The sequence below is a fragment of the Arthrobacter sp. B1I2 genome (assembly GCF_030816485.1).
Classification (GTDB): domain Bacteria; phylum Actinomycetota; class Actinomycetes; order Actinomycetales; family Micrococcaceae; genus Arthrobacter.
Window position 1 is genome coordinate 4,241,576 of the sequence record NZ_JAUSYC010000001.1, and the last position, 21,012, is coordinate 4,262,587.

Consider the following 21,012-nt stretch of genomic DNA (forward strand, 5'->3'; position numbering starts at 1 on the left):
AATAAAGGGAAGGGGGCTGGCGTGGGCCGTAAAGTAGCGGTTATGACCGATCAGCTGGAGGACACCGACGAGCCTTCGCGCCTTGGTGCCGGCAGGGTGCCCGGGATGGAGCGGCGCAGCGCTATGGACGCGGTCCGGATGCGGATCGGCATGGCCATTTCCCTGGGCCTGCTGAAACCGGGCGAGCGGCTGCCGGACCAGGAGGACGTGGCCCTCGGTTTGTCCGTCAGCCCGATTACCGCCCGGCGTGCGCTGGCGAGCCTGGCGGAGCAGGGCGTTGTGGTGCGGCGGCGCGGCCGGGCCGGCGGGACATTTGTGGCGGACTCCCCGCCTACCGAGATTTTGGCGTCACTCTCCGCGTCACCGGCAGAGTCGCAGGCGGTGAACCGGCTGGTGGACCGGCGGCTGCTGTTCGAATGCGCGGTGACGCACTACGCGGCGGTCAATGCCACGCCTGAGCAGCTTGATGAGCTGGAACGGCTGACGCGGGAGATGGCGGAGTCGAGCGACTGGTCCTACTACCACCGGATCGACGAGCAGTTCCACCAGCTGGTGGGCACGGCGTCGTGCCTGGACACCGCCGTCGGGGTCTACCACGAGACGCTCGCCGAGCTGTACGACTACTTCATCCCCTACCCCATCGAGAAGCTGCACACCTCGAACCAGGACCACATCGCTTTGGTGGCAGCCCTGCGCGCCCGGAACGCTGAGGAAGCGGTGGAGGTGGCCCGGAAGCACGTGGACATTCTGCACCGGACGATGTTTATGGGGCTGGCGCAGGGCCGAGTTTAGGCCGCCACGTGCGGCTAGCGCGCTGCGACTACCGTCATCTGTTGGCAATATACTCATCGCGGACATCACCAGAAGCTCGGCGTGAACCTAGAAAGCATCAATAAAGAATCAAGATTAGCGATTGATAATCAGGATTCGCGCAGCTTTATCCCAGGAACCAAAATGCCGGCCTTTTCTCAGATGTAATGAAATTACTTGACGCTATTGGGGGAAGCGAAGATGTTGTGTCTGTCGCTGGATCGGTGTACCGATTCTGCGGTCCGAGCTCCACGCTGAATTCCTTCATGCGCGTCCATCACCGCACCCAACCCCGCACGCTTCGCATCGCACGTCGGTCAGGTGTCCTATGGAAGGACTCTCATGAGCCAGCAACCCTACACCGCCCCTTTTCCCGCAAATTACGGCTATGGTCAGCCGCCAGTGAGCTACAAGTCGTTCCTGACCACTTGGCTGCTCTCACTACTCCTGGGCGTGTTCGGCGTCGACCGCTTCTATCTTGGCAAGGTGGGGACCGGCGTTCTGAAGTTGGTCACCTTTGGGGGGCTGGGCGTTTGGGCCCTAATCGACCTCATTTTGGTTCTGGCGAACAAAACCCGCGATAAGCAGGGACTGCTGCTGGAAGGTTACGACAGGCACAAAAAAGTGGCCCTGATCGTCACCGGCGTTGTAATTCTCCTAAGCATCGTCGTCAACTCGGCCCGGGCTGGCTCTACCTCTTCGTCTGCGCCTGCTGCTTCCACTCCCAAGGTCGCCACTGCAGCTCAGACCGCGTCTGCCACCCCAACGCCCACCAAAGACCCGGCCGTAGCTGCTGCAGAGGCGGAAGCCTCCGCAAAGGCGAAGGCTGAGAAGGACGCTGCGGCTAAGGCAAAAGCAGACGCTGACGCGGCTGCTAAGGCTGAAGCCGATGCGGCAGCCAAGGCAAAAGCCGAAGCAGACGCCGCCGCTAAAGCTCAGGCTGAGGCGGAAGCCGCCGCCAAGAAGGGGACCATCAGCCAGCAGAGCGCCCAGCGGAAAGCCGGCGACTACCTCAAGTTCACCGCCTTCTCGCGGTCCGGCCTGATCGATCAGCTGGTGTACGAGAAGTTCTCCTTGGCGGACTCAACTTGGGCGGTGGACCACATGACAATTGACTACAACGAGCAGGCAGCCAAGAAAGCCAAGGATTACTTGAAGTTCAGCTCCTTCTCGCGTTCCGGGCTGGTCGATCAGCTGCTCTTTGAGGGCTATACGGCGGAGCAGGCCGAGTTTGGAGCCAGTACGACGGGCCTCTAACGGTAGAGCACGGAATCTAGCGCTCAGGCGAAGTAGGTCCCATCACACGTTGGGCAACCGAAACATGCACTGACTGCTGTGCCTAGGGTCCTCTTGTTCGCTGTCCAGGAGGACCCTGGCCGACAGGTAGTTTCCAATTAGACGAAAGTCCGTCATACGGCGGTGTGGCCCAGAAGATACCAGGAGCGCCTCAACTGGTAATCGAGCCGCAACAGGCATCCAAATCGTCAACACACACATATAGATGGAAATTAGTTTGAAAATCATCGCAACTTTAGCCAGCGGAGCGCTCCTGTGCTTCGCCCTTTCAAGCTGCGCGGGGTCACCGCAAGCAGTTCCCACCGTCACGCATACCGTGACCCAGACGGCAACAGTGACTGTGACGGCGACCGCCACGATTACTGCTGAACCGGTTGCTCCTGCCATAGTTGCGGCCCCGGCGCCGGCTCCTGCTGCTCCAGCGACTGCCGTAATTCCGGCCAACGTTGCGGGAATCAATGCAGAGGCACTTGATGATGAGCTTTCGGCTTTGGGCTTCAAAAAGGTCGTTTACAACTCTGACACTGGCAAAACCGTGCTGTTGCTCAGCAATTGGACGGTCACCGGAGTTGACAACGCCGGTGCCGAACAAGCCGTCGACAAGGCCGTCGTGGTTCACGTGACCAAGTAGGTCCTACTCCGTCCAAAGTTGACGCTTGTAGGGCTTCTGCGTGCTGATTTCGCTCAACCGCTTCAACGCTCGTTACCTTCGGACGGCGTTCAAAGGCGCCCGGCATCCTCATCAGTTTGAGTACCGCAGTAACTGGGCCCACCGACGGTCCAGCCCACCAAGGCATACGTGCACGCTGGGGACCCGCCCGTCCCCGGCGACGCGTCCAGCTTTGGGGGACAGGAGCCGACCGACCATTTCTAGTCCATCGGAACCCTCGCTGTGATCAGATGGGGCGCTGGATTCAGCGCGCGAGCGATGAGGCAGGATCTGCCTGGCGGACGCGACAGCCCCTTCGAGGAGGGTCTCGAGAAATTAATGCGCCGTTCCCCGGCAATCGAGCCAAGTCCACCGCATGCCAAAGCCCATTCACGTGCTTGACGAAGTCCGGACATGATAGCCACCCTTCCCGACGAGGTCAACATAACTAGAAGCTGACTGCGACTCCGCCGCCTCGGAATTTTGCTTGGTGTTCCACGAATGGAGCCACCCACCATGAATCAATCTGGTGTAGGTGGACTCGAACTGCGGGCACTTCGTAACTGGTCATACCACCAGGGACCACTTGGGCGGGAGACAGCGAGAGTACATCAAGTGTCGGCATGGTATCCCCCGGAGACATGGCATCCAAGATCTCTCTGGCCTTCTGGTCAGCAATGAGGTCTTTTTCCTGCCGGGACGTCTTCCAGTTGCCCGCATCCTTGAAGAATTCCACTCCGAATTCTTTAAAGTTCCTTTCAGCAAATGTGGATGTGGATACGGGCTTGCCAACGTAAACAGTTGCCCCGCAAACGACCACTATGCGGTAGAGGTCTGCCCCGCCCTCTGCGGCTTTTACAATGGCTTGCAGGTGAGGGTCGATAACTTCGATAGTTTCCATTCAGGAACTATAACAACAAGAACATTCATGACTTCGTCTCTCAACGTTTTGGTGATGAGCCCCAGTGGTTTGTCTTTGTCGAGAGAATTGCAGCCCCGCCTGGGACTAGGACGCTTGGGTGCGGAAGACGACAACTTTCATCCGGGAAGTACACGCACAACGCAGGCTCGTTGTCTATGCCCTCCCCCTGTTCTAGACCGCAGGCAGCAGCGAACGGCCATGGGCGGCCTGCGAAAAGCCGATGCTTCACGTCATGATCCTGAGTGAGGAATCTCTGTCGCTATGATGACGTGTCTCGTCGTTCTAAATGGGGAAAAATGAATACTTTTCGCACTGTTGCTGGGGCCGCCTTCCTTGGCCTCATTCTCAGTTCCTGCTCATCTCCGGCTCCGGAAACGGCGCCCACTGTATCGGTCCCACCTGCGGCCACGCAGACTGCCACTCCTGCGCCGACACCGACACCAAGTCGCAAGGAGAATGCGAGGGGGCAGTTGATCAAGGAAATTGGCGAAACTGCATCGCAGCTTACCGATCCGAAATCGGATTCTCCCACAATGACCTTCAAGGTCACCTCGATTCAGCCGATTGAGTGCGATGCACCCTACGCTACTCAACCGACCGGAACCATCATTGGGATCAGCATGGAAGTTGCCACCACGAGCACTTTCTCCGGCCCCCTTACCGTCAATGGTGAGGAAGGACTTATCAGCTTCGATCCGTACTACTGGAAAGGCTATGCCGCGAACGGAACCCGTATGAACAAGGTGGATTCGACTGCTGTTCAGGGGTGCCTTCCCGACGAAAGTAAAATTCTTCCCAGTTACATAGGCAAAGGGGAACAGCTCAACGGCTTGGTTCTTCTTGATGTCTCATCGTCTTCAGGTGAAGTTTCTTATGACCCGTCAGGTGGTGGCGGCTGGGCTTGGAAATACCCGTCGGCCTAATCAAATAGTCATTCAAATCCCACGCAGTGAGGCCGTCCAGATGCCCGGCCATCACGAACCATCTGCGCTACGAGCCTGAGGCCCATCCCTGTAAGGCAAAGAGCGCGTCCGGCCAGGCCGGACGCGCCTTTCGCGTGCCATCACCCGCAAAGCGGTTCAGGCTGATTGTGTCGCTGAGCACGGGCTGCTTGTCTCCGCCTGAAGCTTCGACAACGCGGCCCGCAACTTTCCCGGAACGGGAACGGTGGTTCAGCCAGTCCGCCAAGCACAACCGTGACCACGCCGAAGGCGACGCTGGCCAGGACCGCGACCACCGGCACCCGGGCCTTGGACACGGAAGCAAGCAGACGTGGAGCTTCACATCGCTCGGCGAGGGAACGCCATCCACGAAGCACGGTAGAAGTAGGCATTGCGGGCGGAGAGCAGTGCCGCCACGGCCACCAGCGTGATGGCGGTGGCCGCACCCGGCATCTTCACGCTGCGGGCCGGCTCCGCAGTCTCGGATGCCGCCACAGAGACAATCTCGCTGCCGCCAAACGCGAATGCCACCACAAACAGCGCCGTGGCAATCCCGGCGAAGCCTCTCGGCGCGAAGCCGGTAACGGTGAAGTTGGGCAGGGCCGGCGACTGCACGCCCGGCAGCCAGCCGAAGAACAGAGCGGCGCCCACCAGGAGGAACCCGACGATGGCCGCCACCTTCAGCAGCGCGAACCAGAACTCGAACTCAGCAAAGTTCTTCACGCTGGTCAGGTTCGCGGCGGTGAGCACCACGATGAACACAAACGCCATCAGACACACCGGCAGGGCCGGGAAGATGGTGGCAAGCAGGCCCGCCGCACCGAGCACCTCGGCCGCAATCACGACGACCAGCTGCAGCCACCAGATAGAATGGATGGGCGATTCCTGCCACCTCGCCGTCACGCGCGAACAGCTCCGTGAGGGCGCCAACAAACAGCTCTACGGCGGCTAATCGATTAGCCTCTACTTCGAAACCGGTGAGAGACTCACCATTCCGGCTCACTCATGCTCACGTGAACGACGGCCAGCACCAGGCCCACGCGCCGCCGTCGTAATTTCCGACGCCTGGTCCTGCCCCGGTGACGCATCAGTTACGCCCTACTGCCCTGCACTATCGGGGAACAAGCCGCCACAGGGACGTGACCTCGGCCGTGCGCGCCTCGAACAGAGGATCGTCGCGGTCCGACGCCTTCGGATGCGTTGGCTTGGTGTCCAGCCGTTCCACCACCTTCAGCCCCGCCGCCTTGATGGCCGTCAGCAGATCCTCACGCGACCGCAGGCCAAGGTGCTCGGCCAGGTCGGAGAGGACAAGCCAGCCCTCACCGCCCGGCTCCAGATGGTCGGGGAGTTCATTCAGGAAGCGGAACAGCATCCTGCTTCCGGGGTCGTAGACGGCGCTGTCCAGGGTGGAATGCGGCATGGCCGGAATCCAGGGCGGGTTGCACACGACGAGCGGTGCCCGTCCGGGCGGGAACATGTCGGTCAGGACGGCCTCAGCACGGTCCTGGACACCGAGGTTCCGGAAATTCTCAGCGGCGCAGGCGATTGCACGAGGCTCATTGTCCGTGGCCACCACGCGTTGGACGCCACGGCGCGCGAGAACCGCAGCGAGCACCCCGGTGCCGGTACCGACGTCGAACGCCAGCGAGTCAGAGGGCAGCGCAGCGGCGGCCACGAGATCCACATACTCACTCCGGGTGGGGAAGAACGTGCCATAGTGCGGGTGGATGCGGCCCTGCAGGGCATCGACGTAGACGCCATTCCGTCGCCACTCATGCGCACCAATTGCCCCCACAAGCTCATGCAGCGACACGACGGAAGGTTCGCCGATATCGCCGTACGCTTCAGCGGCCGCCTCCCGGATATCCGGTGCGCGGCGCAGCGGCACCACCGGGCCCGGGTCAAGGGGAATCAGCAGTAAACCGAGAATGCGTGCGCGATGCGAGCGGGACTGCCGATGCCGATAAAACTTCTCGGCCGGAGTACCTGCGACCTTCTTGCCGGCGCCTACCCGCCGGTCCAGGGCGTTGAGGATCTGCCGCGCGTTCTGGAAGTCACCGTGCCAGAGCATCGCGATCCCCTGTGACGCCATCCGGTACGCCTCGTCGGCGGTGAGGGAGTCGGAGACCACTTCGACGCGCTTCGGCGCCGGCCTGCCATTCGCCGAACGCCATCGGGCGGTCATACTCTCACCAGCCTCGACCCAGGACACAAGGGCGCGCTCATCTACCGCAGCTGTGGGCGCCGGCGTGGGGTCCGACGTCGGGATTCCCCCGGGAGTTGGTCTGTCGATACTGATAAAGGATCCATTCCAAGAGTCCGCGGCGGATCGAAGACTGACGATTGCGGCGGCGATTCCACCATGTCCAAGGCTACGGCCCAGCATTCCGCACCATCATCCGGCAGCGAACCAAGCTTCTTGATCGATGGCGGCTGGAGCCCTTGAACCTACATTGTAAGGATACAGGCGCCCTATAACCGCCCCTGCCGGACGCGGGTGTCAGCGATGGTCTAACAATCAGCCACATGATCCCGATGGAGCGGTTGCCGAGTGAGATGGCGGAGTCGAGCACTGGTCTTACTACCACGGATGGACGAGCAGTTCCATCAGCTGGTGGGTACGGCGTAGTGCCTGGACACCGCCGTCGAGGTTTACCACGAGACCCTCGCCGAGCCGTACGACTACTTCATCCCCTATCCCATCGAGAAGCTGCATAAATCGAACCGCGACCACATCGCGCTCGTGGCAGCCCTCCGTGCCGGAAATGTTGAGGAAGCGGTGGAGGTCTCGCGGAAGCACGTGGACATCCTGCACCGGACGATGTTTGTGGGGCTGGCAAAGGGTGGTGGAACTTAAGCCACCACCATGGCTTCCGTTCCCCGCTCAGGAAACCCTGGCCCTCAGAAAGCTTCGTACGCAGTTGGCGATGACTTCGGCGTCTCTGGGAAAACCTATGAAGTTCCCGGAAGTCCGGTGTATCAGCCACCGTAAACCGATAAACCAGATACCCGGAGCAGGCGAAGCTGCTCCTTGACGCAACGGCGCCCCCGCGGCATCTGTGAGACCCTCCCCAAGCCAGTGGAATGCGCCCGTGTAGCCGGTGCACCAAATGACACTGCCTATCCCCGCGTTCCGAAGGTGAAGTTGTCGGGGCGGATCGATCTCAATCGGCAGTTCCCCTGGGTCCGGTTCGGCCGCTGGTGCGCTAAGCCCGTGAGCCTGAATATGTGCGTCAATCATGCCTCGAATATCCGCCGCGGCATGGTTTCCGTAGGCAATGTTGGCTGCTGTGCTGTCGTCGAAAGCGAGGGTCTCACCTTGACCTGCTACGAGTCGGCCGGTGAGTGTTGCTCCGGCGTTGGACAGCAGCTGCAGACTTATGTCGTGCCCGAGGGGCGCCCGCAAAGCCGGTACGGCTTGGACCAATCGGGGGTCTGGCAGGTCCTCGGGACGGTGTTCAAAGAAGCCTGCCTCGTCCAACCACCGCAGAGTGTCTCTTCCGCGATACTTTGCCGATGCGCGACCGACCGGGCAGGTTGCCAGCCAGACACGTCTGCCTGCCGCCAGTAAGTCTTCACTGATCTGCGTCCCGGACTGTGCGCTGCCGACAACCAGCACCGCCCCTTCGGGCAGATCGCTGGGCTTTCTATATGTTGCGGCATAACGTTGCATGATTCGATCCGGCAGCCGGCCTGCCAGGGCAGGCACACGAGGTACGTTCTCACCGCCGCTTGCAACCACGATGGTGCGGGCTTGAAGTTGGCCTCCACTTGTCCGGAGGAGCCACCGATCGTCAAGCCGGGCCAGCCCGACGACGTCGACGCCCGTAAGCACCGGCGCTCTCGAAGCCAGCTCTTCCAGACGCTGAACCACTTCCTGTCGGGTCAGGTACGTGTCCGGGTCCTGGGCACCTAGCATCGTGTTCATGAACGCTGGGTTGTTGATATGCAGCGAATCCCAGCGCTGGGTCCGCCACGTTTCACCTGACCGAGCCCGCTCCAGAACGACATGCTCGATGCCGAGTCCCGATAGCGAGGAGCTAGCGGCGAGCCCGGCGGGGCCAGCTCCAACCACCACACAATCAATGACCATGACGCGCCTGCCTTAATCGATCTTCTGGGAGCTCCAGTGTGAGCCGGGATGGGTGGCCTGTCAGGAACCTATGTTCCACCGCGTCTCCTGGACCAGCCGCGCGGGGTCCAGAATGACGATGCCGGTCCGGCCGGTGTGAACAATGCCTTCGTGCCGTAGCTCCCGCAGAATCCTCACCACAACTTCTCGGGCCGTCCCCACAGCCTCCGCGAGTTCACTCTGCGATGCCGTAACGACCAGCTCGGTATCAAGCTTCGGGCCAGCGCGGACGTGTTCTGACGCCAGCTCGGAGGCCAAATCGAGCAAATGCCGGGCCATCCGCTGCCGGACGCTGGCGAAGGCGCTGTCGGGAATCTCGTAGATGAAAGTCAGGACCCGTTGGCTGAGTTCCTCGAGCAGGGCAACGGCGACTTTCGAATCCTCATTTACGATTTGGCGTACGTTTTCCGGCGACAGGCTCAACAGCTTCGTCGCTGTCAGCGTCTGGAGGGAAGCCGGTAGGGAGAATTTCGAGGCAAACAGCGATGCTGCGCCGAGAAGGGACCCTGACCGACAGTAGCGGATGGTCATGGTGCGCCCGTCCGGATCTCTGACAAAGACTCTGACCACACCAGACACGACCAGCTCCAGGTGCGGATTCGTATCACCCTCGCGGTGCGTGACCGTTCGGGCCGGGATATCTTTGCGCTGGGCCCCTGCGAGCAACTTGCGCAGACTATTGGGCGCGACCTGGTGAAGGCTGGAAACGCTAATGGCCTTTAAGACGTCAGCATCCACAATGCACCAATTCTTGGTGTGCTTAGCGGCAGCCTGTGATTGAACGCTGCAGATGGGCAACAGGGCAGCCCTCGGAACTGGTCACTCCGCTCCCCTACACCGGGGTCTGCCCAGCGTATGGTCATCCGAATATGGCCGCAACAAGGGCGGGGCGTTGTCGTTTTTCCCACTGCCGAGCGGACGATTCCGCTGTAGACCAGCGGAGGAGTTCACAGCAACTGGTTCAGTCGACAAGCACCCCGGGCTTCGCCTCGTCAGATGCTTTAACCGGCTCGAAACGTTCCCAGACCGCCGTCGAGGTCTACCACGAGACCCTCGCGTAGCTGTATGACTACTTCATCCCATATCCCATCGAGAAGCTGCACAAGTCCAATCACGAAGACATCGCGCTCGTGGCGGCGCTCCGCGCCGGTCATGTTCAAGAAGCGGTGGAAGTTGCCCGGAAGCACGTGGACATCCTGCACCGGACGATGTTTATAGGTCTGGCGGACGGCGGAGCTGAAGCCGGCAAGCATGGCTGAATGAATAGGTTCTAGCCCAAACCCCGCCGCATCGGAGTGCTAATTCGCTACGCCGCGCCTGGTATTGCAAAGCTCCCGCGGTAGGGCAGGATTTCCACGTGGACGAGTATTCATTCAGCGCTGAAGAAGCTGCCGCCATTCTTGGGATGAGCGCGAAGACGCTACGGCAGAGGCTGCGTGACGAACGCCCCGCGGGTGCTCGACAGATTCCTCCCCAACATGGAGGCAATTGGTTCCTCAGGCGAAGCTACGTCGAGCAACTCGCAGCACAACGCGGACGGCGTATTCCTAATCTCTCGGCATTTTCACCTGACCAACTGACTTCAACCCATCTGCCTGCAGTCGAAAAGCCTAGTCCCAAGCCTGCCTTAGCCCGTGCAACAGCCGACCCATCTCATGGCACCTGGTCCCAATGGATTCCGTTCAGCGAGGCCCTCAAAGTGGCTCCGCGCTTCCCGGGCGTCTACATGTTCCGGATTGCAGCAGAAGCTCATCTAGGCCCTGTCTATATAGGCATGGCGGGAGAACGGAAAGGCAACGGTCTCCGTGGCCGGCTGGCAATCTACGCAAGCGGCAAGGGAGCCGGATCCGGCTTGGGAGAACATGCATTTTGACAGGGCACTGGAAGATCCGAAGTGGCTCCAAGCGCGACTGGACGAAGCTCTTGCGGGCACTCCAATGAGGGCAAAGGAGGCAGCGCGTTCAGCAATTGATCACGCAGGACTGGAAGTTCGTTGGCAGACGGCCGAGACCAGAGCCCAGGCCCTTCAGCTGGAGGCTCAACTGATCAGCGAATACAGGAATCAGCTCTGGAACCGCTGATACGGCAGGGGACCCCGCGGGTCCTTTGCGGTGCTCTCCAGGACCTCTATCAGCTACCGAGGTGCCATGAATAGCTAGCATCGTTCCAATTGACAGTTGCGGAAAACCGGTATCCCGAGGATGACCCGTCGGCCTCAGTCTCGTTGACTGCGATGCATTGAAACGTGCCCGTTATGGCCGTCAAGTCATCGGAAGAACCTCCACCAAGAGGAGTACACGATGCCCGGGTGATTGGACCCTCGAGGACTCCTTTCGCCACGCGAGACTCTGCGTCTTTCAGTATGGAATCCTCAAGGGAGGTAACTATCAGCTTTCGCTGAGCGCGCTTGGTTGCATCAGCTGCTTGTTTGGCAGCGGCCGCGGCCTGGGATGCCCGTGTAGCTTCTGCCTGCCGCTTGTTTTCGGCTTCGGCCGCTGACGCTGCGGCAGCTTGCTCGGCATTGATCTGATTCGTGTGCTGGATACTAAGTGAGATGCCGATCCCCGCGACCGCGATGACGATGACGGCTGCCGCTATAGCCACGAGGCGCCTATTCAGACTCGCAAAGCCTCGTCGAGCGACATAGGGGGTGCCGCAACCTGGGCAGTAGCCACCAACGGTCAAAGATTGCACACTACATTTACGGCAGACCTTCGTCTGTGGCTCTGGGGAATCCGTTGATTCTGGTGTGCCGGCAGGGAACGATTCGTTTTTCAAGCCGGGGGCATCTTCCTGAGGCTCCCCAGGACGATGCTGACCGCCCTGCGGTGAATTGTTAGTTGCTGAAGTCGTCACAGTGCATCTTCCTATGCCCGGTTTTGCGAATCTGTCAGATAGACAGTTAGACGGAAGCAGGCAAGCTCAGCGGCGCCGGTGCAACCTTTCGGTTGAACTCGTGCTGCACAATTGCTGAGCCGATGGAACCCAAGAGAAACATCAGCCAAAAAGCTGCGTGACGTCCCAGGCCTCGGCGCGTGAAAGCCTCGACGCCGACCGAGTACTTCCAGAGCCATACGATGTTGGCGATGGGCACAATAAGCAGCCAGGCGGTCGGTATCGCAGTGCCGAACCTATTCATCTCGTTCTTTGTTTTTACGCTCCACACCAAGGAATAGATGCCAAATGTGATGAGAGGCAAAAGTAGCGGTGCTGCAATGCTGCGGTATTTCATGATTCTCCTAGGTACGTTTCATGGAACTTTCGGAGCAATGCCTTTGGCGCAGCAACGCGTCATAGATTTCCCCCCAAAAATGACTGTATTCGCTGGCCGTCGTGGTCGAGGACGAACCTGCGAAAATCTTGAGGTGATCCTGTGGAAAACGTCATATTCAAGAGTCGCAGTGACTTTTTCCTTGAGTGGTTACCAGCCGCTCCGGCCGCCCATCATCCTCGAAGCCCGGAGGCGGTGGCACTCCACTGCCACCGCCGTCGGATGTTTTCGTGATTGTCGTAGTGCCAGCCCACTTTTAACTTTTACCGAGGTGAAAGTTAGTGGGATATGCTTCCTCGTGTTGTGACACAAGTTACGTTGGGGGCATAAGTGAATTCAAAGACGCCGCTGAAGTTCGGGGCCACGCTGGTGGAGTTGATCCGGGCCAGGCACCCGATCCTTCTCGTCGAGACCCATGAAGGTGACAGGGTGGTCGCTGCAGCGGAAGCCGTCGCGGTCAGCCCAGACATACGTCGCCAGCGGCGTGTCGTCACATACACCGTTTCACGAGGATTGCATGCCCCCGGTCAAATGACGGGAAAGCCCACCGCTCCCGACGCTGCCCTGGCAGAAGCGATAAAGGCTCAAGAGCCGACCATCTTCGTCTTCTTCGATCTGCACCACTTCCTAGGGTCGCAGGGCCGCCCAGCCGAGCCCACCATGGTACGTGCAGTGCAGGACGCAGCGACTGCGTTTCGCACGGGAGAGGTCCCGCACACCCTTATCATCGTTTCTCCCGGCATGACGCTTCCGCCCGACTTGGAAAAGGAAGTAACTGTTGTCGACCTTCCTTTGCCTACGGCAGGGGAAATTGAGGGTGTCCTGGATGAGATAGTCAGCGCGAATGCGGCATCGATCGTCGTCGATCTGAGCACCGACGATCGTCAGAGGCTTATTCAAGCAGCGCAAGGCCTCACACTTGGCGAGGCAGAGAACGCCTTCGCCCGTGCCATCGCCACGGACCGTCGGTTGGACGCGTCGGACATCGCGCTGGTCCTTGATGAAAAGCGGCAAACAATCAGGAAGTCAGGACTGCTGGAGTTCATCACGCCAGAGGGTTCGATGAACGACGTCGGAGGCCTGGAAAACCTGAAGAAATGGCTGCAAAAGAGGAACGGCTCCTGGCTGCCTGAAGCGCAGCGCTGGTCCATCCCGGCGCCGAAAGGTGTCCTCATCACCGGCATCCCCGGCTGCGGCAAGAGCCTTACCGCAACATGCATGGCTACCCTCTGGGGCCTGCCCTTACTCCGCCTTGACGTCGGCCGGGTCTTCTCCGGCCTCGTAGGATCCAGCGAGCAAAATATGCGAGGAGCGCTAAGGCTGGCTGAGGCCGTCTCGCCCTCCATTTTGTGGATAGATGAAATTGAAAAGGGCTTTGGTTCAAGCGGCGGTGGAGACTCGGGCACCAGCCAGCGCGTCTTCGGTACATTTCTGACCTGGATGCAGGAGAAAAAGAACCCGGTCTTCGTCATCGCCACCGCGAATAAGATCGATACCCTTCCGCCGGAGTTCCTTCGCAAAGGCCGCTTCGACGAGATCTTCTTCGTGGACCTGCCAACTAGAGAGGAACGGGTCCACATTTGGCGCATCCAGCTCGAAAGGAGACTCACCGCGGGATCTGCGGCCAGTGGCGATTTCGAGATCAACAACGACTCCCTGGGTTTCCTTGCGGAACATACGGAAGGTTTCTCAGGCGCAGAAATTGCCGAAGCGGTCGTGAGTGCATGCTTCGAGGCTTATTCGGAGCGCCGGCGGCTAAACGAAAAAGACCTCCGCCGGGCGATCACCAACACGGTTCCCTTGTCGGTCACCCAAGCCGAGCAGATCAAGGGAGTCCGAGATTGGGCTTCACAGCGTGCCGTGGCAGCAACGTCGACAAGTTCCAGGGGTGATTACTCGACCAGCGGGTCAGCAGCGCCGGCAGACGTGAACTCTTGGCGTGGTGGTCGGCAGATCGACTTTGGGGACTAGGCCATGAGTCTCGAAGTTCTACTCATCCCCCTTGGGATTGCTGCCATTGCCGCTATCCGTGAAGCACGTAGCACTGATCTCTGCGAGAAGTGCAAGACCACCCGAATCAAAGACCAACAGCTTTTGCATGACGCGCTCCTGGCCATGGGCGCCACCAGCCTTAGCGCCGGCGAAGGTCGCATCACAGGCGACAGCCCCTACGGCCGGATCACTTTCCAGCGCATCGGTGAAGTGTTCCTCGGGCGTGTCGATGGCGCCAACGACCAGGTGACTGGCAACATGCTCGCCGCATTGGACATGAGCGTTGGCGCCTTGCTGCAGCAGAGAACGATCGCATCCCTTCACGCCCGGGCCGCGGAAATTGGGATGACCCTGGTCTCACAGACCGCGGCCAACGGTGAAGTCCAACTCGTTTTTGAACAGGCCACATGATGCAAAAGAAGACCATAACTATTACGGTTTCAGCCTCAGGATCCATCACTGCTGAGGCCAACGGCCCCGGCCCAGCCTGCGTAGATGAGCTGGCAGCGATTCAGGCCCTCCTGCCCGACGCGGTCATCGCGGATTCACGCCTGACACCTGCCTACTTCCAAACCGCCACTCAGTCAGTGGCGACTCAGCAGCTACAGCACGAGGAGGACAACGGACGATGACGCCCGAAGAAAAGCTCTGTTCACGAACATGGAGACTGCGGAACAGTGCCGGAGTCCTGTGGAGTATCCTCTCCTTCGGATTGCTTACGGGCGTCGGATTCCTCATCCGCGGGGTGAAAGCCAAGAACAAGCTGTGGATCCGGATGGGCATAGGCTTCCTCGTCCTGGGAGTAGGCCTCATGGTGGCGACCGGAACGTATGACGCCGGCACGAAGGAAGCACCCATCCGCTCCACGGCGAGCACCATATGGGGTTGGATATGGTTCCTCACGTTCATCGGTGGAATCGTGGCAACCTTCATTACCAACCGGAAATGGCTGGTGTGGAAAGCACATGCCGGCGACACCAAGTGGTACGCCCAGACCGGCAGCTACACGCCCTCGCTTACTACCAACCCTGCTGCGGGTTACGACCACAACGCCGCGGCGGCCGCCTTTAGGTCAGTAGTTCCTCCACCTTCGGCGCCACCTGTCCAGCCCGCCCCACCGGCCCAAACCTTTGTTCCAAGTACCTCAAGTTCAACGATTGATGTGAACTCAGCATCAGCCCAGGACTTGGTTGCCGCCCTCGGCATCGATCACACTACGGCCGGACGAATTGTGGAGGCACGTCACAGCCAAGGAGTGTTCACCTCCTTTGAGCAGCTCATGTCCAAGGCTCAGGTACAACCGCACGTTCTGATTCCTCATAGGCAGAAGCTCGTCTTCGGAGACACGGGCGGCGCGGCTACACCTCCCCCTGTTCAGCCGCCGCCGACAAGGCGCAGCGCAAATCAAGCAGCCCGTAGACTCGACCTTTGAGCACAGAAGTACTGCGCATCGCACGAGTCCTTCACGGCACCACAGCCGAAGGCCCTGGACTGCGCAGCGCCATCTGGTTCCAGGGTTGCAGCATTCGCTGCACGGGGTGCATCAACCCGCACCTCTTCAGCCCTAACGGCGGAAGCGACATGACGGTCAGCGACATCGTCCTGGGTGCCGTAGCCGGCGGAGTCGAGGGTCTCACGCTCATCGGGGGTGAGCCCTTTGACCAGCCTTCCGCTGGGGCGCAGCTGGCCAGGGAGGCGCAGGAACACGGACTCGGTGTCATCGCTTTCTCCGGCTACGAGTACGAGACACTGCGGGACAGGGACCAAGACACTAAGAGGTTCCTTGCCGGGATTGATCTGCTCGTCGACGGCCCGTACCAGGCGTGGAACCAGGAAACAGACCGAGCCTTGGTGGGTTCCACCAACCAACGCTTTATCCACATTTCCGACCGTTACGGCTCCTATCAGCCTGAGATTGCTGCCAACCGTGTGGATATACGCGTTCTTCCTGACGGTTCTATCGACGTGGCCGGCTTCCTTGACATGGACAACCTCAAGAACCTGCTCGAAGCAACGGGAACGAGCAGAAAGGCTCGGAGGGCACCCCTTGAGAACAGCGACGACAAGTTGAGCAGGCACCAACCCTTTTCTCCATAGAGCGCGCAGTCCTGCACATAGGACGCGCTCTGTTGCCCGAGGCCGACTCTTCCCAAAGGTGACGCCGAAAATCGCCCCCGAATCCTCGTCCCGACGGCCTGACCTGTCCGTAAGCTTGGCCCTGCGCCCGGACTCGACGAGCAACGTTATGTAAAGGCTGTACATGGACAACGATCCCTCGGGCGAACTGAGACTTGGCACCTATTTCAAGCCGCTGGGCTGGCACACGACGACGTAGTAGTCATCCGGCACACGCTCAATTCTGGTGGCTTGGAGACCAGGGCGGATGCCATGGGTGCGAACCTTTTGCCCTATACACGGGAACAGGGGCACAACAACAAGCTCGGAAGAACACCTCCCAAGATCTGGCTAAATTTTCTGGCCACCTCCGGCAGGCGGGCACGGTTCATCACCGCCTTTGAGAACCACGGGGAGGTTCACGGCGAACGAACGGACATTTGGCGCTTCTTTGACCTGCGGCCCTCTCCTGTTTTCTCCGCTATGGCAGACCGCCTCGTTATTGAGTGGACGGCGGACACAGTGAACTGGGCGAAGGCAGGCGAGACCGCAAGTCTTATGCCCGTGGTCGAGATAGCCGACCCGCAAACCGAGCCGTTTCCCGGCTTCGACTTGCTTCTCATCAGCTACGGGGAACTCCAAGCGGTGGTCGCCGATGACCGATACAGTCAGTGGCGGACAGCTCTCAGTTCCGTTCAGGGGATCTACCTCATCTCCGACACGAAGACAGGCAAACTTTACGTCGGCAAGGCCGATGGGGCCGAACGCTTCCTGGGCCGCTGGAGTGGTTACGCCAAGAATGGCCACGGCGGAAACGTCGCCCTCCGCGAACTTGCCGGAGCCGATGCCGACCACGCACGACACTTCCGGTTCAGCATCCTGCGGGTCTTCGCCCCCAGCGCCACCACTGCTCAAGTGGATGCGGCCGAAGCCCACTTCAAGAGGGCACTGCTCTCACGCCAAACCGGCAATAACCGGAACTAATGGCCATGACGGGTCACCTAAAGCGGCATCACGACACTCGTGACTTGTTTGATGCGCCATTTCGCGTTCCAGCTAGAGGCGGTCGTCCTTGACGTCACACCTCGCCACCTGAAATCCGTCTGCGCGTGATCCCTTGGGCAACGGACAAGAAAGGCCTCCTCGTGGATCGCACTTCAGCAGTTCCGCTCCGCTCAGGGGTCTTTCTTGACATCTATCGAACCGGCATTCTTACGGGGAACGCGTAATGCACCTAGGAAAGCTCGGCACAAATGTCGATGCTCGTTCCAGAGGAAGTCAGGGACGTCAGCGTACCGGACTTATCATCAACCAGGGTGTAGACGATTCGACCGTAAAATTGCGTGCTACTTGGGCCCTTTGGTTTGTCCGACGGGAAGAGAATAATGCCGGCTGTTCCCGTTTCTGTAACCGTCAATGTGTCGCCATTGTCCACCGTCGTCCGGTTGGAACCAGTCGGCCTGATAGTCAGATACTCACCAGTATCGAGGTTGGTATATGTAAGGGTGTAACCTCTGCCAGCCTGAAGTATGCGGACCGGTTCTCCCTTCCTGTCATAGAAAGTCCTTACCGTCACATTCGACCCGGATGCTTCAATACGAAGAGCGAAGTCTTCGCATGCCTCTCCTTTAGGCAGATCGGCCGAGAAGCCGTCAGGTGCAGGACCCTTCTCCGGAGGCGCAGCAACCGCCGGGGGCCCTACTGCCAGGAGGGCAGCGATAATCATGGTTGAGCGCGCAAAAATAGTAACTTTAGTGCTTTTCATTTGATTCTCCGTGTATTCGTCGGCCGCCTTCGGCCCGCATGAATAAAACAAGTAGCGCAAGAGAGCGCATTGAGAGTGAGAGAGATAGGGGATGCCGTGCTTCATACGGCCGTGGGACATTCAGAATACGTCTGCATTCCTGAAGTGAAAAGTACTAGGTAGTGATTATTTGTATCTCACACTGCACTACCAGCCGACCAGGCATTGCGGAGGGCGCGCCCGGCCAAAGCCGGACGCGCCCTCGCTTTGCCCTGAACCCGCGTCATGGTTCCAAGCGGCCTTGGACCACCGCAGCGGCGGCCGGGGGCAGAGGCTCGTAGTGGCTTTCGTTGCTGGCGAGGGCCGCGATGTCCGCACCGGCGCCGCGCCTACCGGGCAGGTAAGACGGAAGTCCGGTGACCGCGCCATGAAGGCTGGGCAGCGCAGCATTCGGTCTGGTCAGGAGTTGATCAGGGGGCAACGACGCCGCCTACGGGGGCGAGATCCACCAGTACGGCTCGCAGTGCCTGACCGAGAAGCCGTTGCTGATCCCCGAGGTGGCCTTCAGCGGGATTGCGCGGGCCTCGGGTGCCGAGTCCGCGGTCATCCGGTCGCTTGGCGATCTTTCCGCGCTGCAGGACTGGATCCATGCCGGTGCGAAGGGTGCCTTCGTGGCCGACTGCCGGATCACGTCCACCGTCCGGGTCCCGTGGGTGAGCGAAGGGATGAACGCGATGCGGGCTGCGAAGGCGACGGTGGCAGGGTAAACCCATCGGAACGGAAGGCCCGCAGCCGCTTCTTGTTGAAGAACCGGCTTAGGATTTCTTCCATGAGGATTGCCGTCGCAGGGGGAACCGGTACAGTAGGCCGCCACGTTGTAGTCATCGCCAGGGAGCGCGGGCACCGCGTGGTCAGCCTCAGCCGCACCGAAGGGGTGGACCTGGTTACCGGGCGCGGCCTCGACCAGGCACTCCAGAATGTCGAAACAGTCATCGACGTCGCCGGCATCCAGGCCATCTCCACCAAGAAAGCCGTGGATTTCTTCACCAACGCCACCCAGAACCTGCTGGCGGCTGAGAAAAAGGCCGGCGTAACGCAGCATGTGGTGCTGTCCATTGTGGGTATCGATAAAGCCAATTCAGGACTGTACGCCGGGAAGCTGGTGCAGGAGGACGAAGTCAAGCACGGAGGCATTCCCTGGACCCTCATCCGGTCTACCCAGTTCCATGAGTTCGTGCCGATGTCCATCAAGGCCGCCTCATTGGGCCCCCTGGTCTTCGTGCCCACGATGTTCACTCAGCCGGTGGCGGCAAAGGAGGTGGCCGCGGCCCTGGTGAACGCGGCCGAGGCCGGGCCGAAGGGACGCATCCCGGACCTTGGCGGCCCGCGGAAAGAACAGCTGAAAGGCCTGGTCGCGGCCTATCTGGCCAAGACGCAGCAGAAAAAACGGATCGTGCCACTGCGGGTTCCCGGCCCCATGGGCAAGGCAATGCGCAAAGGCGAGCTGATCCCGGCGCCGGGTTCCGCCGTCGGACGCCAGACGTTCCTGGAGTGGCTCGATGCCATCGATGCCGTGTAAGAGCCAATGCTCCCCCGTCAATGGCCTCTGCCCTGCCCTATCGGTGTGAGCCCTCGCGCTTGCTACGTACTGCGATCGGCCCCCGGCCTACCCTTCCTCCAGTTCCCAGTCCTTGACGTCCGCCAGGGGAGCGAAGACGGAAGGGTCGAGTTCCTCGAATTCCAGGTTGTTCCGGACGAGGTGCGGCCAGTTCCGGTTGGCCAGGGCGGCTTTGCCCAGCGCAACCACGTCCGCTGAGCCCTCCGCCAGCATGGACACGGCGGTATCCGGATCATCGAGCTTGCCGTTGGCGATCACGGGCACGCCCGAGTACTTCTTGGCCAGCGCAGCGAGGGATTCCTGCGCATCGGCGAACGCGGGCTCGGTGGCGCGGTACTCGGTGGTGTGGACAAAATCGATTCCCGTAGCGCCCAGCGTGCCGAAAATGACCTTCGCTTCTTCCACTCCGCCGCTCCATTTGTGGTCAGTGTCGCTGACCTTGGACTGGGAGATGCGGATCCCCACCGTCGTGCCCGGGCCGACGGCCTCGCGGATGTCGCGGCAGATCTCAGCGGCGAACCGCACCCTGTTTTCCGGCGAACCACCGTAGTGGTCGTCTCGCTGGTTCAGGTACTCCGTGAGGAACTGGTCCAGCAGGTACCCGTTGGCACCATGGATCTCAACGCCGTCGAAGCCGGCCTGCTGTGCGTGCAGCGCGGCTGTCACGAAGCCATCCCGCACCTCCTTCATCTGGGCTGCGGTGATCTCGGATGGAACGGGATACGGGCCTTCGCCGCGGTAGAACCCCAGCTGCTCCCCCTTGGGTGCCACCGCCGATGGTCCCACCGAGGAGGCCACAAACCGGTTCCCCTGGCTCTGCGCCCCCGCATGCATCAGCTGGGCAAAGATCTTCGAGCCCGCCGCGTGGACGCCGTCGACAACGTTCGCCCAGGACCGGGCCTGCTCCTCGGTCGCGATGCCCGGCTGGTAGTGGTAGCCCTGGCTGTGGGCGGTGTCCGGATAGATGCCTTCCGTGATCAGCAGCCCGAAGCCCCCGCGCGCGAACGTCCGGTAGTAGGAAGCCATTCTTTCCGTGGCCTGCCCGTCCTCGGTTGCGCTGATCCTTGTCATGGGAGCCAGTGCAACCCGGTTCTCCAGTTCCGTGGAGCCGATCCGGATGGGTGACCAGAGCGGGGTGTAATCAGTCATTCAAAATCTCCTTGGGAGTAATTGGTGCAGCAGCGTCCGGCAAAATTCCAACCGCGCGCGCCGGAAGGCCCGCATTGGCTGGATCAGCTGCGTACGCCTGCCGGCGTCGACGCAGGCGGTCCACAACCGACGCGTCAGTGAAACAGCCCAGCACAGCGGACCACAGTTCTTCGAGGGTCTGGCACTGCGCGGAGGCCCCGGCGGGGCCGGTCATCAGCCAGCCGTCCTTGAGTGCAGTCACCTTCGGGGCCCCCGGGAGGCCGGTGCAGACCGCGTTGACCGTGGCTGCCACGATCAGGTGTTGCCGCAGGGTCCGCACCGGTCCCAGGGCAGGGTCGGCAACGGTGATCCTTCCGCAGGCACCGCACATGTG

General features: G+C 60.6%; 23 protein-coding genes and 1 pseudogene. 13 read left to right on the plus strand and 11 right to left on the minus strand.

Annotation, left to right across the window (positions count from 1 at the left end):
* Positions 1-42 precede the first annotated feature (42 nt).
* The 3 genes from QFZ57_RS19590 to QFZ57_RS19600 all read left to right on the plus strand — a co-directional run bounded on the left by QFZ57_RS19590 (position 43) and on the right by QFZ57_RS19600 (position 2,737).
* A complete protein-coding gene (locus tag QFZ57_RS19590; RefSeq protein ID WP_306901437.1) occupies positions 43-792 on the plus strand; it encodes a FadR/GntR family transcriptional regulator in 750 nt (249 codons plus the stop codon).
* Positions 793-1,152: 360 nt separating this feature from the next.
* Positions 1,153-2,067 (plus strand): Ltp family lipoprotein, encoded by a 915-nt coding sequence (locus QFZ57_RS19595; RefSeq protein ID WP_306901438.1) that lies wholly within the window; start codon positions 1,153-1,155, stop codon positions 2,065-2,067.
* A gap of 256 nt (positions 2,068-2,323) precedes the next feature.
* Positions 2,324-2,737: a hypothetical protein gene (locus tag QFZ57_RS19600; RefSeq protein ID WP_306901440.1), complete on the plus strand. Its 414-nt coding sequence runs from the start codon at positions 2,324-2,326 to the stop codon at positions 2,735-2,737.
* Between the two features lie 466 nt (positions 2,738-3,203).
* On the opposite strand, the gene QFZ57_RS19605 is transcribed toward QFZ57_RS19600, so the two are convergent.
* Entirely contained in the window at positions 3,204-3,656 is a 453-nt protein-coding gene (locus QFZ57_RS19605) for a hypothetical protein (RefSeq protein ID WP_306901442.1), read from the minus strand.
* Between the two features lie 491 nt (positions 3,657-4,147).
* Here QFZ57_RS19605 and QFZ57_RS19610 point away from each other — a divergent pair, with 491 nt between their 5' ends.
* A complete protein-coding gene (locus QFZ57_RS19610; protein WP_306901444.1) occupies positions 4,148-4,600 on the plus strand; it encodes a hypothetical protein in 453 nt (150 codons plus the stop codon).
* Positions 4,601-4,863: 263 nt separating this feature from the next.
* On the opposite strand, the pseudogene QFZ57_RS19615 reads toward QFZ57_RS19610, so the two are convergent.
* From QFZ57_RS19615 to QFZ57_RS19625, 3 genes and pseudogenes are all read right to left on the minus strand, one after another.
* A pseudogene (locus QFZ57_RS19615) lies at positions 4,864-5,485 on the minus strand (amino acid transporter); the annotation flags it as partial.
* A gap of 244 nt (positions 5,486-5,729) precedes the next feature.
* Positions 5,730-6,803, minus strand: coding sequence for a N5-glutamine methyltransferase family protein (locus QFZ57_RS19620; protein ID WP_306901445.1), 1,074 nt, complete (start codon positions 6,801-6,803; stop codon positions 5,730-5,732).
* 396 nt (positions 6,804-7,199) lie between these two features.
* A complete protein-coding gene (locus QFZ57_RS19625; RefSeq protein WP_306901447.1) occupies positions 7,200-7,334 on the minus strand; it encodes a hypothetical protein in 135 nt (44 codons plus the stop codon).
* Here QFZ57_RS19625 and QFZ57_RS19630 point away from each other — a divergent pair.
* Entirely contained in the window at positions 7,308-7,475 is a 168-nt protein-coding gene (locus QFZ57_RS19630) for a hypothetical protein (protein WP_306632581.1), read from the plus strand. The two genes, QFZ57_RS19625 and QFZ57_RS19630, sit on opposite strands and share 27 nt — an antisense overlap.
* Positions 7,476-7,502: 27 nt before the next feature.
* Here the strand turns inward: QFZ57_RS19630 and QFZ57_RS21640 are convergent, their stop codons facing one another.
* The 3 genes from QFZ57_RS21640 to QFZ57_RS19645 form a co-directional block, all read right to left on the minus strand.
* Entirely contained in the window at positions 7,503-8,711 is a 1,209-nt protein-coding gene (locus QFZ57_RS21640; RefSeq protein ID WP_373461288.1) for a flavin-containing monooxygenase, read from the minus strand.
* Between the two features lie 60 nt (positions 8,712-8,771).
* Positions 8,772-9,488: a Crp/Fnr family transcriptional regulator gene (locus tag QFZ57_RS19640; protein WP_306901449.1), complete on the minus strand. Its 717-nt coding sequence runs from the start codon at positions 9,486-9,488 to the stop codon at positions 8,772-8,774.
* A gap of 263 nt (positions 9,489-9,751) precedes the next feature.
* Complete coding sequence (locus tag QFZ57_RS19645; protein WP_306632130.1) at positions 9,752-10,003, minus strand: hypothetical protein; 252 nt, start codon at positions 10,001-10,003, stop codon at positions 9,752-9,754.
* 104 nt (positions 10,004-10,107) lie between these two features.
* Between QFZ57_RS19645 and QFZ57_RS19650 the strand changes: the two genes are divergently transcribed.
* On the plus strand, positions 10,108-10,623 hold the full coding sequence (locus tag QFZ57_RS19650; protein WP_306901450.1) for a helix-turn-helix domain-containing protein: 516 nt from the start codon (positions 10,108-10,110) through the stop codon (positions 10,621-10,623).
* Positions 10,624-11,652: 1,029 nt separating this feature from the next.
* Here the strand turns inward: QFZ57_RS19650 and QFZ57_RS19655 are convergent.
* Positions 11,653-11,982, minus strand: a complete 330-nt coding sequence (locus QFZ57_RS19655; protein WP_306632131.1) for a DUF4234 domain-containing protein — start codon at positions 11,980-11,982, stop codon at positions 11,653-11,655.
* A 369-nt stretch (positions 11,983-12,351) separates the two neighbouring features.
* Here QFZ57_RS19655 and QFZ57_RS19660 point away from each other — a divergent pair, with 369 nt between their 5' ends.
* From QFZ57_RS19660 to QFZ57_RS19680, 5 genes are all read left to right on the plus strand, one after another.
* The gene (locus QFZ57_RS19660) at positions 12,352-13,992 is read left to right on the plus strand and encodes an AAA family ATPase (RefSeq protein ID WP_306632132.1); all 1,641 of its coding nucleotides are present in this window, start codon (positions 12,352-12,354) and stop codon (positions 13,990-13,992) included.
* A gap of 3 nt (positions 13,993-13,995) precedes the next feature.
* Entirely contained in the window at positions 13,996-14,424 is a 429-nt protein-coding gene (locus tag QFZ57_RS19665) for a hypothetical protein (RefSeq protein ID WP_306632133.1), read from the plus strand.
* Positions 14,425-14,641: 217 nt separating this feature from the next.
* Complete coding sequence (locus tag QFZ57_RS19670; RefSeq protein WP_306901451.1) at positions 14,642-15,445, plus strand: ComEA family DNA-binding protein; 804 nt, start codon at positions 14,642-14,644, stop codon at positions 15,443-15,445.
* A complete protein-coding gene (locus tag QFZ57_RS19675; protein ID WP_306901452.1) occupies positions 15,442-16,110 on the plus strand; it encodes a 4Fe-4S single cluster domain-containing protein in 669 nt (222 codons plus the stop codon). The genes QFZ57_RS19670 and QFZ57_RS19675 overlap by 4 nt, the downstream gene beginning before the upstream one ends.
* A gap of 291 nt (positions 16,111-16,401) precedes the next feature.
* Positions 16,402-17,112, plus strand: coding sequence for a GIY-YIG nuclease family protein (locus QFZ57_RS19680; RefSeq protein WP_306901453.1), 711 nt, complete (start codon positions 16,402-16,404; stop codon positions 17,110-17,112).
* Positions 17,113-17,362: 250 nt separating this feature from the next.
* Here the strand turns inward: QFZ57_RS19680 and QFZ57_RS19685 are convergent, their stop codons facing one another.
* A complete protein-coding gene (locus QFZ57_RS19685; protein WP_306901454.1) occupies positions 17,363-17,893 on the minus strand; it encodes a hypothetical protein in 531 nt (176 codons plus the stop codon).
* 521 nt (positions 17,894-18,414) lie between these two features.
* Here QFZ57_RS19685 and QFZ57_RS19690 point away from each other — a divergent pair.
* Together QFZ57_RS19690 and QFZ57_RS19695 are read left to right on the plus strand one after the other, a co-directional pair.
* Positions 18,415-18,639, plus strand: a complete 225-nt coding sequence (locus QFZ57_RS19690; RefSeq protein ID WP_306632138.1) for a hypothetical protein — start codon at positions 18,415-18,417, stop codon at positions 18,637-18,639.
* Positions 18,640-18,701: 62 nt separating this feature from the next.
* Complete coding sequence (locus tag QFZ57_RS19695; protein ID WP_306901455.1) at positions 18,702-19,451, plus strand: SDR family oxidoreductase; 750 nt, start codon at positions 18,702-18,704, stop codon at positions 19,449-19,451.
* Positions 19,452-19,538: 87 nt separating this feature from the next.
* Here QFZ57_RS19695 and QFZ57_RS19700 read toward each other — a convergent pair whose 3' ends face one another.
* Positions 19,539-20,639 carry an NADH:flavin oxidoreductase gene (locus QFZ57_RS19700; RefSeq protein ID WP_306901456.1) on the minus strand — a complete coding sequence of 367 codons (1,101 nt, stop codon included), beginning with the start codon at positions 20,637-20,639 and terminating at the stop codon, positions 19,539-19,541.
* Positions 20,632-21,009 carry a hypothetical protein gene (locus QFZ57_RS19705; protein WP_306901457.1) on the minus strand — a complete coding sequence of 126 codons (378 nt, stop codon included), beginning with the start codon at positions 21,007-21,009 and terminating at the stop codon, positions 20,632-20,634. The genes QFZ57_RS19700 and QFZ57_RS19705 overlap by 8 nt, the downstream gene beginning before the upstream one ends.
* Positions 21,010-21,012: the final 3 nt, after the last annotated feature.

Excerpts from the sequence above, each read along its gene's own strand:
- QFZ57_RS19590 (WP_306901437.1), top strand. The coding sequence starts at position 43 with ATGACCGATCAGCTGGAGGACACCGACGAGCCTTCGCGCCTTGGTGCC.
- QFZ57_RS19595 (WP_306901438.1), top strand. The coding sequence starts at position 1,153 with ATGAGCCAGCAACCCTACACCGCCCCTTTTCCCGCAAATTACGGCTAT.
- QFZ57_RS19605 (WP_306901442.1), bottom strand. The coding sequence starts at position 3,656 with ATGGAAACTATCGAAGTTATCGACCCTCACCTGCAAGCCATTGTAAAA.
- QFZ57_RS19620 (WP_306901445.1), bottom strand. The coding sequence starts at position 6,803 with ATGACCGCCCGATGGCGTTCGGCGAATGGCAGGCCGGCGCCGAAGCGC.
- QFZ57_RS19625 (WP_306901447.1), bottom strand. The coding sequence starts at position 7,334 with ATGCAGCTTCTCGATGGGATAGGGGATGAAGTAGTCGTACGGCTCGGC.
- QFZ57_RS21640 (WP_373461288.1), bottom strand. The coding sequence starts at position 8,711 with ATGGTCATTGATTGTGTGGTGGTTGGAGCTGGCCCCGCCGGGCTCGCC.
- QFZ57_RS19645 (WP_306632130.1), bottom strand. The coding sequence starts at position 10,003 with ATGCTTGCCGGCTTCAGCTCCGCCGTCCGCCAGACCTATAAACATCGT.
- QFZ57_RS19655 (WP_306632131.1), bottom strand. The coding sequence starts at position 11,982 with ATGAAATACCGCAGCATTGCAGCACCGCTACTTTTGCCTCTCATCACA.
- QFZ57_RS19665 (WP_306632133.1), top strand. The coding sequence starts at position 13,996 with ATGAGTCTCGAAGTTCTACTCATCCCCCTTGGGATTGCTGCCATTGCC.
- QFZ57_RS19670 (WP_306901451.1), top strand. The coding sequence starts at position 14,642 with ATGACGCCCGAAGAAAAGCTCTGTTCACGAACATGGAGACTGCGGAAC.
- QFZ57_RS19680 (WP_306901453.1), top strand. The coding sequence starts at position 16,402 with ATGGGTGCGAACCTTTTGCCCTATACACGGGAACAGGGGCACAACAAC.
- QFZ57_RS19685 (WP_306901454.1), bottom strand. The coding sequence starts at position 17,893 with ATGAAAAGCACTAAAGTTACTATTTTTGCGCGCTCAACCATGATTATC.
- QFZ57_RS19695 (WP_306901455.1), top strand. The coding sequence starts at position 18,702 with ATGAGGATTGCCGTCGCAGGGGGAACCGGTACAGTAGGCCGCCACGTT.
- QFZ57_RS19700 (WP_306901456.1), bottom strand. The coding sequence starts at position 20,639 with ATGACTGATTACACCCCGCTCTGGTCACCCATCCGGATCGGCTCCACG.
- QFZ57_RS19705 (WP_306901457.1), bottom strand. The coding sequence starts at position 21,009 with ATGTGCGGTGCCTGCGGAAGGATCACCGTTGCCGACCCTGCCCTGGGA.